At 58.6% G+C, this 10,933-nt stretch carries 13 protein-coding genes; 3 read left to right on the top strand and 10 right to left on the bottom strand.

Translation table 11 applies throughout. The annotated features are described in order from the left end of the window. Nucleotides 1-100: 100 nt before the first annotated feature. From ACW9IR_RS26340 to ACW9IR_RS26305, 8 genes are all read right to left on the bottom strand, one after another. Nucleotides 101-409, bottom strand: coding sequence for an antibiotic biosynthesis monooxygenase family protein (locus ACW9IR_RS26340; RefSeq protein WP_110719928.1), 309 nt, complete (start codon nt 407-409; stop codon nt 101-103). Nucleotides 410-430: 21 nt separating this feature from the next. Continuing rightward, nucleotides 431-1,414, bottom strand: a complete 984-nt coding sequence (locus ACW9IR_RS26335; RefSeq protein ID WP_457465560.1) for a zinc-dependent alcohol dehydrogenase family protein — start codon at nt 1,412-1,414, stop codon at nt 431-433. A 60-nt stretch (nt 1,415-1,474) separates the two neighbouring features. Next, nucleotides 1,475-1,777, bottom strand: coding sequence for an ArsR/SmtB family transcription factor (locus ACW9IR_RS26330; protein ID WP_077572353.1), 303 nt, complete (start codon nt 1,775-1,777; stop codon nt 1,475-1,477). 94 nt (nt 1,778-1,871) lie between these two features. Then, the gene (locus ACW9IR_RS26325) at nt 1,872-2,705 is read right to left on the bottom strand and encodes a helix-turn-helix domain-containing protein (protein WP_457465558.1); all 834 of its coding nucleotides are present in this window, start codon (nt 2,703-2,705) and stop codon (nt 1,872-1,874) included. Between the two features lie 35 nt (nt 2,706-2,740). Further along, on the bottom strand, nt 2,741-3,244 hold the full coding sequence (locus ACW9IR_RS26320; RefSeq protein WP_038366082.1) for a VOC family protein: 504 nt from the start codon (nt 3,242-3,244) through the stop codon (nt 2,741-2,743). Nucleotides 3,245-3,338: 94 nt separating this feature from the next. Beyond that, a complete protein-coding gene (locus tag ACW9IR_RS26315) occupies nt 3,339-5,717 on the bottom strand; it encodes a TonB-dependent siderophore receptor (RefSeq protein WP_457465562.1) in 2,379 nt (792 codons plus the stop codon). 130 nt (nt 5,718-5,847) lie between these two features. Further along, entirely contained in the window at nt 5,848-6,813 is a 966-nt protein-coding gene (locus ACW9IR_RS26310) for a FecR domain-containing protein (RefSeq protein WP_457465555.1), read from the bottom strand. Nucleotides 6,814-6,817: 4 nt separating this feature from the next. Beyond that, entirely contained in the window at nt 6,818-7,342 is a 525-nt protein-coding gene (locus ACW9IR_RS26305; RefSeq protein ID WP_137216521.1) for a sigma-70 family RNA polymerase sigma factor, read from the bottom strand. Nucleotides 7,343-7,630: 288 nt separating this feature from the next. Between ACW9IR_RS26305 and ACW9IR_RS26300 the strand changes: the two genes are divergently transcribed. Continuing rightward, nucleotides 7,631-7,882, top strand: a complete 252-nt coding sequence (locus tag ACW9IR_RS26300) for a transmembrane sensor/regulator PpyR (RefSeq protein ID WP_457465553.1) — start codon at nt 7,631-7,633, stop codon at nt 7,880-7,882. A gap of 153 nt (nt 7,883-8,035) precedes the next feature. Here ACW9IR_RS26300 and ACW9IR_RS26295 read toward each other — a convergent pair whose 3' ends face one another. Both ACW9IR_RS26295 and ACW9IR_RS26290 read right to left on the bottom strand, forming a co-directional pair. Further along, nucleotides 8,036-8,704: a class I SAM-dependent methyltransferase gene (locus ACW9IR_RS26295; RefSeq protein ID WP_457465551.1), complete on the bottom strand. Its 669-nt coding sequence runs from the start codon at nt 8,702-8,704 to the stop codon at nt 8,036-8,038. A 228-nt stretch (nt 8,705-8,932) separates the two neighbouring features. After that, a complete protein-coding gene (locus tag ACW9IR_RS26290; RefSeq protein WP_122660744.1) occupies nt 8,933-9,298 on the bottom strand; it encodes a DUF6124 family protein in 366 nt (121 codons plus the stop codon). Between the two features lie 713 nt (nt 9,299-10,011). Between ACW9IR_RS26290 and ACW9IR_RS26285 the strand changes: the two genes are divergently transcribed. Continuing rightward, a complete protein-coding gene (locus tag ACW9IR_RS26285; protein WP_110719918.1) occupies nt 10,012-10,431 on the top strand; it encodes a type II toxin-antitoxin system YafO family toxin in 420 nt (139 codons plus the stop codon). A gap of 27 nt (nt 10,432-10,458) precedes the next feature. Beyond that, the gene (locus ACW9IR_RS26280) at nt 10,459-10,851 is read left to right on the top strand and encodes a GFA family protein (protein ID WP_102899195.1); all 393 of its coding nucleotides are present in this window, start codon (nt 10,459-10,461) and stop codon (nt 10,849-10,851) included. Nucleotides 10,852-10,933: the final 82 nt, after the last annotated feature.

Below are 10,933 nucleotides of genomic sequence, written 5' to 3'. Positions count from 1 at the left end.
AGTCAATATAGATGTCGACTGATACGCCGCTATCGCGAGCAGGCTCACTCCTACAATGGATCGCGGGTAGCCGAAAGATAGATTGTCACCTTCCGGGGGCTTAGTTGAACGGCTGCTGAAAGGCGCCACCCTCAATGTGCCAGACCTTCGGCTCGTCCGAAAAATAATCCTCCAGACCCAGCATGAACAGCCGATGGTCCTCACTCGCTTCAAACCCCGGCGTGTGATCCTCAAGGGATTGCCAGTGCACGATCAGGTTGAAGACTTCGGGCGTTTCGATGCCTTGCGCGAGCATGTGGCCGCAGTAACCCTTGGCGCGTTTGAGCAACGGCTCGACCTCGGTAAACGCATGCCGAAACGCCGCAGTTTGTTCTGTGTGAACGGGCAGTAAAGCGATCTCATAAATCATGGTGTTCTCCTTGCACTGAGTTCAGCGATTGGCGAGTTCGGACGATGGCACGACAGCAATCGCGATTTTCCCTTGAACGCCGTTGTTGGGTGTTTCCAGCAAGGCATGGGCGAGACCGATGTCGGCCAGCGCATAGACCGCACCCACGTGCGGGCGCAACTGACCGTTCGCGATCAATGCGCTCAGTTCATCGAGTTTGCCGCGGTTTTGCCGGGTGAACACGAAGTGATAACTGGCGTTCTTGCCCCAGGCCTGAATCAGGTTTTGCGGCTGGGCAAGGTCGACGATCGATACCACGCGGCCAAGCTGTGCGAGGGCGTCCGGGCTGCGTGTCAGCGTATTGCCGCCGATGGTGTCGAACACCACATCAACGCCGCGACCAGCGGTTTCGCGCAGGATCGCCTCGACGTAATCTTCCTTTTCGTAGTCGATCAGCACATCGGCGCCCATGCGCTGGGCGAACTCGAAATTTGCTTCGCGTACGGTGGTGAAGACCTTCGCACCGATGGCTTTGGCCAGCTGGATCGCAACATGGCCGACGCCGCCTGCACCGCCGTGGATCAGAATGTTTTCGCCGACTCTGAGCGCCGCCCGCACGACCAGCGCTTCCCACGCCGTGCCGCCAACCAGGCTCAGGCTTGCCGCTTCAAGATGGCTCAGTGCGGACGGCTTCCTGGCGATAATGTTTTCCGCCGCGACGTGGTACTCGGCATAACTGCCCGGCCCGTCGAAAATCTGCGGGGTGTACCAGACTTCGTCACCCGGCACGAACGCCGTCACCCCCGGCCCAACGGCTTCGACAACGCCAGAAACGTCGTGCCCGGTAATGGCGGGGAGGGGCACCAGATCGGCATAGTCGCCACGGCGAACCTGATAATCCAGCGGGTTGATGGAGGTGGCGTGCACCCGTACCAGCACTTCGCCCGCTTGTGGCACTGGCTTGGGTACGTCGCGCAGCTCGAACGATTGCGCGCCGCCAAATGATGTAAGGATCATCGCTTTCATTGCATTGCCTCGTTTCGGTAAAAAGGGATATCGGGAATTCTCGATATCTTGGGGTAAAAATTACAGCTCGCTGCCGATGATCTCGGCCAGTGCGCTGATCGCGGCTTCGTTGCGTTTGTAGTAGGTCCATTGGCCGATGCGCCTGACTTCGACCAGGCCGGCGCGTTGCAGCGTCGCCAGATAATCGGACACCGTCGACTGCGACAGCCCGACGCCCTCCTGAATACTGCTGACGCAAACGCCCACCGTGTGCACGTCACCCTCATCCTGGGGAGGAAAGTGTTTCTCGGGATCCTTCAGGCCTTTGAGGATTTCCAGGCGTGTACGGTTCGAGAGGGCTTTGAAGATTTCGAGTAGTTCCATGTCGCGACGATATCGGAATTTACCGATATGTCAATATCTGAATGTGTTGGCCAGAGTCTGACCCTGTGGGAGGTGTTGAGTTTCAGAGAAAGTGTCAGCCGCGATATTGGCCGGGCGTGGCCGCCAGATGTTGCTTGAACGCCCGCTGAAAATGCGCCTGATCGGCAAACCCTGCCTCAAGCGCCACATCCGCAATCAACTGCCCGCTGCGCAAACGCTCGCGGGCGAACTGGATGCGCTGGTTGACCAGAAACGCGTGGGGCGTCATGCCGTAATGCTGTTTGAAGGCGCGGATCAGGTACGACGGTGACAGCTGTGCCGCGGCGCAGATGTCGTCGAGGTTCAGCACTTCGGTGCAGTGTTCGCGGATAAAGTCCGCAGCACGTTCCAGTTTGAAATTCGGTTCGCGCAGCGAGGGGCCGGCAGGGTTGAGGCGCAGTTGCAGGTCGCTGAAAAACTCCACTGCCGCGCTTTGTTTGCGCAGCACATCCTGATGTTCGTCGACCAGCGTTTCATAAAGCCCATTCAGCTCATTGAACAGCGCAGCATCGTCGAGGTGAGTGATGGAAAAACGCCGAAACTCAAGATCACTGGCGAAGCCCAGTTGATGCTGCAAATCCGTCAGCCAAGGCGTTTCGACATACAGCATCACATACGACCAAGGCTGATCATCGATCGGATTGCACGCATGCACATCGCCTGGATTCATCAGCACCACGGTGCCCGCCGCGACTTCGAACTGTGCCTGCTCATGCACATAGGTGCTGCGCCCGGCGGTGATCGCGCCAATGGAAAAGTGCGCGTGAGAATGCCGGGCGTAGCAGACCTCGCGACCATCGGCGATGGCCCGCGCTTCAATGAACGGCAGCGCCGCGTCACGCCAGAAGCGCGGGGCTTTTTCAGGGTTTTTGGCGGCAGCGTGTTTCATCGTTGTTATTCCCGGCAGGCCAGTGCGCCAGTGTATTAGCTCTGGCCGGCAAAGGCCCGTTCGAGTTCGGCAATGTCGAGTTTTTTCATCGTGAACATGGCCTGCATCGCTCGCTGCGATTTGCTGGTGTCGGCATCCAGCATCATGTGCATGAACGCCACCGGGACGATCTGCCACGACACGCCGAACTTGTCCTTGAGCCAACCGCATTGCTGGGCTTCGACAGGGCCACCCTCGGACAGATTGCCCCAGAAATGGTCGACTTCTTCCTGATTCTGGCAGTTGACCTGAAACGAGATCGCCTCGCTGAATTTGAACATCGGCCCACCGTTAAGGCCGGTGAAGGTCTGGCCATCGAGTTCGAAACTGACGGTCATCACCGCACCTTCCGGCTTGCCATGAAATTCCTGGCCGACCTTGCTGTAGTGGGTCAGGCCGGTGATTTTCGAGTGATCGAAGATCGAGCAATAGAACTTCGCCGCAGCTTCGGCCTGATCGTCGAACCACAGGCAGGGCGTGAGTTTCTGAAAGCGTTGCATGGCAGTCATCCTCGGCAGGTTAGACACGCTGGATTAACAGCGTAGTCAGTCCCTGGTCGATTGCCGGTGCCGTAGATCGACAAGTTGCCGTGCGTCAGAAATCCCAGCGCGCGGACAGTTGCAGGTTGCGCGGTTCGCCGTAGAAACCGGTGCCGAAGTTGCCAAGGCCGGTGTAGTAGGTCTTGTCGAACAGGTTCTTGATGTTGAGCGAAGTGCTCAGGTGTTCATTGAAGCGATAGCGCGCCATCGCGTCGGCCAGGAAGTAACTGTCCTGCGTGATGCGCACGTTCTGCTCGGTGCCGGGCTGGAACACCTCGCCGAAAAATTCGCTCTGCCAACTGACGCCGCCGCCCAGGGTGAGGTTTTGCCAGGCGCCGGGGAGGCGATAGCTGCTGAACACCCGCACCAATTGCTCCGGCGCCGTGGTTTGCAGGATCGAGGCGTAGACCGGATCACCCCTGGCATCGCGGGTGTGGTTGTAGGCGTAGCCGGCGGAGAGATTCCAGCCGTCGGCGATTTCTCCGGCCAGTTCGAACTCGAAGCCTTTGGTCGTCGCGCCTTGCACGGCGCGGTACACCGCCTGATTGTCGAAGCCGCTGACCTGTTCGGCGACGTTGTCCTGCTCGATGCGGAACACGGCGAAACTGGCGTTGAGCCGTCCGTCGAAGTACTCGGCTTTGATCCCCGCTTCGTAGCTGTCGCCCTGCACCGGGTCGAGTATCTGGCCCGTGGCGTCCTTGCTCAGTTGCGGTTGATAAATGCGCGTGTAGCTGGTGTAGAGCGAGTACGTGTGATCGATGTCGTAGACCACACCCGCATAAGGTGTGATCACCCCGGTCTGGCGGTAGCCGTCGCGGACATTGGCCGTATTCGGGTCGCTGTAATCGAGATGGTCGCTGCCCCTGAAATCACTGACGCGTGCGCCGAGAATCAGCGCCAGATCGTCGCTGGCCCTGAAGCGCGTCGAAACGTATGCGCCGGTCTGGCGTTGGCGGATGGCGTCCGTGCCGATCTGCGGGATATCCGGTTTGGCGAACTCGCCATGCCAGTCGAAAATACTGCCGTTGAGCGGCGGGTACACCGGGCCGTAAACCGGGTTGTCCTGGCGGGTGTTCATCGACATGAAACCGACCAGCAACTGATGCTCGCGACCGAACAGGCTGAACGGCCCGCCGAGGTTGATATCGAGGTTGTCCTGCACCTCGTCGCCCTTGAATTGGCCCATGTACAGGAACATGCCGTCGCCGCTCACCGGGTCCGGATTGCCGCCGCTGGCGGAGCCGAGCAGGGTGTCGTGCTCGCGGTGTTTGTGGTCGTAGCTGATTTTCAAAGCCCAGTCGTTTTGCAATTGCCGGGTGACGGCGGCAAACAAGGTCTGGTTGATAAAGTCGCGGCGGCTCCAGTCTGTGGCCGGGTTGAACGAGCGCGAGAAATGCGTCCGCGAACCGTCGCTGTAGAACATCGGAAAACCGGTCCAGGTGGCGCCGCGTGAGCGGGTGTTCTGTTGGTCGAAACCAACGGTCAGCAGGGTGTCCGGCGTCAGGTCGGCTTCAACGATGGCGTAGGCGATATCCTTGCTGTTCTGGTAGTGATCGGCGTAGGCACTGCGTTGCTGATGAACGCCAACGAAACGGGCGCGCAGGTTGTTGTTCAGCGGCCCGGAGACATCGAACTCACTGCGGTAGTTGTCCCACGAACCGACGCTGCCGCTCAGTGACGCTTTGAACGCGGGCGTCGGCCGCTTGCGGATCAGGTTGACCGTGGCCGACGGGTCACCTAAACCGGTCATCAAACCCGAGGCACCCTTGATGATTTCGACGCGGTCGAAGGTCGCCATATCGGTGCTGGTGGTGCCGTAATCGTAGACGCCGTCGTAATCGGTGTTGACGCCGTCGTACTGGAAATTGGTGATCGGCGTGCCACGGCTGGAAAATTCCCAGCGCTCACTGTCGTAGTTCTGCACGCTGATACCCGGTGCGCGGCGCAGCACGTCGGCGATACCGTTGGCGCCCTGATCGTCGAGTTGCTGACGGGTGATCACCGTGACCGATTGCGGGGTTTCGCGCAGGGACAGCGGCAGACCGGTGGCGGAGGCGCTGACGCCGGTGGTGTAGGCGTGAGTGTCTTCGGTGATGGCGCCGAGGGTTTTGCCGCTGATGGTGGTGGCGTCCAGTTGCAGTGGATCGGCGGTGGCAGTGCTGCGCAGGACATAACCGCCGCCGCTTTGCCGCTGCGCTTGCAGACCGCTGCCATTGAGGAGGATTTGCAGGGCCTGTTGCGGGGTGTAATCACCGCTCAGACCGGCGCTGCGTTTGTCTGCCGCCAGATCATTGTGCCCGGCGATAAACACGCCGCTCTGCTCGGCGAAATGGTTGAGCACTGTGACCAACGAGCCGGGAGCCACTGTGTAATGCTGCCTCTGCACATCTGCCAGCGCCATCGACACGCACAACGCCGGCACGGCAGACGCCATGGCCAGAGTAAAACGACAGCGGGCGAGGGTGGCGCGCAACATGGAGTTCCCGGGGGGCGATCAACGAAATGAGTGCTGCTGAGGGTTAACCGAATGAACCAGTGAAAAGGGAACCGTGATATGAAAATCCTCAGGCTTTCGGCCCAACACTGATCCACCAGTTGAAGGTTTTATCGATGCGGATCGGCAGCGCCGCTTCCAGCAGACGCAAGGCTTGATCGGTGTCCTTGAGCGGGAACGAACCCATCACCGACAAGTTTGCCACCGCCGGATCACAATGCAGATGTCCCGGGCGATAACGGCTGAGTTCTTCGATCAGTTCACCCAGCGGCAGGTTATCGGCCAGCAACACGCCGCGCCGCCAGGCTTCGCGCGCTGGATCCGCTGAGGACGCGGTGTACAACCGGCCGGCGCTGAATACCAGTTGCTGACCGGCCTGGACCACTTGGCTTACGCCTTGGTGGTTAGTGGCCTCAACGGCGCCTTCGTAGACATTCAGTACCGTATTGCGATCAGCCTGGCGCACGCTGAAACGCGTACCCAGCGAACGCATCCGACCCTGTTCGGTCTCGACCCAAAAGGCGCGACCAAGGTCTTTCGCGGTGTCGATCAGCACTTCACCGGTGCGCAGTTGCAGCAAGCGCTGATGCGCATCGAAGCGCACGTTCAACGCGCTCAAGGCGTTGAGCCAGATTCGACTGCCATCGCTCAAGGTTGCTTCGCGGGTTTCCCCAGTGCCGGTGGAGAGATCGGCGCTCAAGCGTTCGACCGAGTCCAGCAGCGGAGTGTTGCGCCCGACCGCCCAACCCGCGAGCCCGGTGGCCGCGAGAATCAGCAAGCCTTTGAGCGACTGGCGGCGGCTGATCGAGTTGCGCGCGCTGTTGCGCAGGGTGTGGCTGACGGCTTCGCTTTCGTTCTGCAATGGCGCAAAACGCTGGCCGACGCGCTCGACATAACGCCACGCCGCCTGATGCTCGGGGCTTTGCGCCAGCCACGCCTGCCAACGCAGACGCTCAGGCTCGGCGACCTGCTCGTCATGCAATTGCACGTACCAATTGGCCGCCTGCTCAAGGCTGGCATGGCTGAGTTTGTTCACGGGGCTATTCAATCAGCAACCCGTCGAGTTCAGCTTCGAGGATCGCGCAATGCATCATCGCCTGCGCCAGATATTTCTTGATCATCCGCTCGCTGACGCCGATCTGTGCGGCGATCAGTTTGTACGGCATGCCGTGCAGCTGGGCGAGGATGAACGCCTCGCTGACCCGTTGCGGCAGGCGCTGCAGCATGGCGTCCACTTCGTGCAGGGTTTCGACGATGATCGCCTGTTGCTCGGGGGAGGGCTGCAAGGCTGGCGGGCGGCTGGCGAGGGTGTCGAGCCAGGTCTGCTCGAGTTGCCGACGGCGCCAGTGATCGACGCACAACCCCCGGGCGATGGTCGCCAGATGGGAGCGCTCATGGACTTCGCCATTGAAGGCTTGCGGGCGCTTGAGCACGCGCACGAAGGTGTCGTGGGCGAGGTCGGCGGCATCCATCGCATTGCTCAGGCGTCGACGCAATAGCTCGTGCAGCCAGCGATGGTGGCTGAGGTAGAGATTTTGCACGAGCGAGGCATCGGCGACGGTCATTTGCGCAAGCGTCCAGGGCAACCGGTGTCGGTCTAAATAAGAATGGGTCGCGATTAAAGCAAAAGGATGGGGAGTGCGCAAATGATATTGGTTTGCTTTTAGGTGGAGGGTTTTTGGTTTTTTATGGGGTGTAGTCCTAATGACAAGGCGCAGAGTCAAACTGACTTCATTGTGTTTGTGTCAAATTGACTCGATTCCCTTCAAGTGACTGATTCTACTGGCTTGAAAATCTGGCACGGGACTTGAGGTACTCAAAGTACACAACGAACCGATCAGGAGTACGCCACCATGCTCACTTTCTTCGAAAGCCCGCTGAACGTTCTGCACCTGTCGAGCAAAGTTCTCGTCGCCGGGCTGATCATGCTGCTGGCCGGCATCTACGGCGCCTACCTCTACAACGGTCAGATGCCGATTGCGCTGCTGGTGGCGATGCATTCGCTGACCATCCTCGGCCCGACCCTGATCAAGATCGGCTACGTCATGCGCCTGCTCGCGCAATACCGCATCCGTGGTCCGCAGATGATCCGGCAAACCGCATAATTCCTGTGGGACTACTTGGATATGTTGTCAACGCAAAACCCTGTAGGAGTGAGCCTGCTCGCGATGGCGTCGGCACAGTCTGCAGTTGTATTGCCTGAAATACCGCTATCGCGAGCAGGCTCACTCCTACAATGATCAGCGGTGTTCTGGAGCTCAGCGGCGCTCGGCAACCATCAGCAATGACTGCGGCACTGGACTTTGCGGGTGTTGCGGCTCTTGGAAACCGGCCAATTGGAACCCGGCCATATCGAGCGCATTCAGCCAACTCGACAAAGTGCGGAAATACCACGGCATCGGCTGCCACTGGCCTTTGAACCCGGCGAAGGTTTCTTCGCGCCAGCCATCCTGGTAATCGCCTGCCGCGACAGACCAAGGATGCAACGTCTGGATAAGCAAAGCGCCGCCGGGGCCCAGCAAGCCATTCATCGCGGTCAGCAGCGGAATGATGTCCTGATGCAGCAAAGAGAAATTCGCGCACACCAGCTCATAGTCGCGCCCGATGTCGACCTTGCCATCGACCAGCGCTTCATAGCTGGCGACATGCACCCGCGCCGCCCCCGCCAAGCGCGCCGCTTCAACCAGCCGCGCATCGCCATCCACACCGATCGCATCAATCCCGCGATCCGCCAGCGCCCGCAACAACCAGCCTTCGCCGCAACCCAGGTCAAGTACGCGCTGCGGCTGCCGGCCCATGATCGCCAGCAGAATCGCCTGATCGGTAACCTGCTGGCGGCTTTCGATGGCGCCGCTGCGGATCACTTCGATCCAGGCATCAGCGTTGTCGTGCCAGCTCTGCAAAAGGCTGGATTCGGGGGAGGGCATGACGGTGTCCACTGTATCGAAAACCACAGTATGGACGTTGATCGCCAGGCGAGCCTTACGCGGACCAATCGCAACCCTAAACAGTGACGTATGCTCACGGCGATTTGGATATTAAAGAAGGTGACTGTGCGGATCAGCACGATGGCTTGATGGGTTTTGCTCATCAAGCGACGGAGGAGCGAAGCGAAAGTGAGGGGCAGGGAACCCCTCACTCATTCGGTCCGCCGACTACTGCGGGATGCGCAGCTTGTCCAGCAGTCGATTGACCAACAGCTCGTTCAGCATGATCACCTGTTGCAGCGCCAGCAGCGGTTTGCGCTCCGGGCCGCCTATCGAGTTGGCGATGTTACCGGCCATGGAGTGGGCGTAGGAAAGCGACTCACAGGCTTCGACCAGCAGGGTTTCTTCATCCAGCGTGGGGTCGACCAGATAGACCGGACGAAACGGGGGCGAGCTTGGTGGAGCCCCCAGTGCTTCGGGTCGCAGGTAGTAGTCGAGGGCGCGGTCGGTGGCTTCTTTGACCTTTTGCGGGTTAAGCGCGGGGTCGTGAGGGATTGGATCGGTGGGCGGTGGATTTGGCGTGATCTTGAACATAGATAAAGCTCCAATTTGAAAAAATGGGAGCCATCACCCTCGCTACCAAACGGCGGGTGGCGGCCATGCGCGGGTTGGTAGACCGGTCAAATTGGGTAACCCGGCGCTCACGGATGAGCCCCACGCATGCCCACCATACAAAGCCATACCTCAAAAAAGGAGACAGCATCGACGGTGTCGCAACAACGACAATTTAAAGCGGGCTACCAAACCCGATCACTGTTTTGCAGTGACAGGCCAACGATATAGCCCGGCCCATAGCCGTGTAAGCCGGCGGATTCTGGCGTACGCGTAGGTAACGACGCAAGGTGTTGTAGGGAGGAGGGCGTAACGGTTTGTGTGCTTTAAACGCGATAACCGGATGACGTTTACCAATGGGCATTACCGAGCAATGAGATCTAAATTCAGGAGTTTTACGGACTACAATTTTTGGTGTAATGACCTACAGATCTGCAAGAATCCGCCGACTTGTCTGCCTTGAAACAAAATCCTATCGTTTGCCGGTCAAAACTTAATCACTTAAGCTGGTCAGCATGAATACACATCCTTCCGAGGCGCCGATGGCCACCACCAGAAAGACCGACAAACCTAACAAAAAGGAAGTTCGTGATGAGCTGACATTCCTTGATGTTCGGCAAGCCGCGCGTGATGGGCAGAAAGTGTTCGATAAATTTGTGATCACTGGCAGGCTACCTATTACAAAGTAGGCCTGAATGCCAGCCATCAAGATTTCTGCGCTTTTTGAACAAATCACTAACTGGCAAAACTTCGCTGCACATTTTTATAACTACAAGGTGTGCGGTGAATTACCCGGGATTTTCGGGCGTGACGAACGACTCGATCTGACCGATATGCACCATATCCACCTTGCCAGTACTTCGTCACTGCAAGCTCGATGGGCAAAAATAAATCGTCAGTATTACCGCACTGTATTGGTTGACGACGCTGATAATGACTTTTGGCTGATCTATGCCTATGACGCGTTTCGGGATGAATATCTGTTACTGACGGTCACCGGCCCGGATGCGCATAACCGAAGCGAGTGGGGCTCATTTCTGCGCAATGTGCATTGCCAGATTGTTGAGCCTTGGACGCTGGGCAGGATTGCCTTTCCCGATTTGGACGATCTGTAATTTGAGGTCGAGCAGAGGAGGTGTGACATGAATCGATTGACTGGCGGTTGCCTGTGCGGCGATGTCCGTTTCGAAGTGACAGGCCAGCCCTACCGAGTCGGCATCTGCCACTGCCTCGACTGCCGCAAACGCCATGGCGCGCTGTTCGGCACCTCGGCGATTTTTCCCGAGGAGGCGTTGCAGGTCACCGGTGAAACCCGCGACTACAACGGGCGTTTTTTCTGCCCGTGTTGCGGCTCACCGGTGTTCACGCGTTCGGAAGATGAAGTGGAGGTCAATGTCGGGTCGCTTGATGAGCCTAATCAGTGCAAACCTACTTACGAACTCTGGACCATCCGGCGTGAATCATGGTTGCCGGCGCTTCCACTGGCTCACCACTATGACCGTGATCGCGAAAACACTGGCCGAACGGAAGATTAATTGCAGCCCACAATCTGCCTGTGTAGGAGCTGCGGAACGCTGCGATCTTTTGATGTTGATTTTCAAGGCGCAAAATCAAAAG

Source organism: Pseudomonas sp. SDT291_1_S447 (assembly GCF_054070155.1).
Note: the sequence above shows the minus strand (reverse complement) of the source record. Positions and strands in the feature narration are given on the sequence as shown.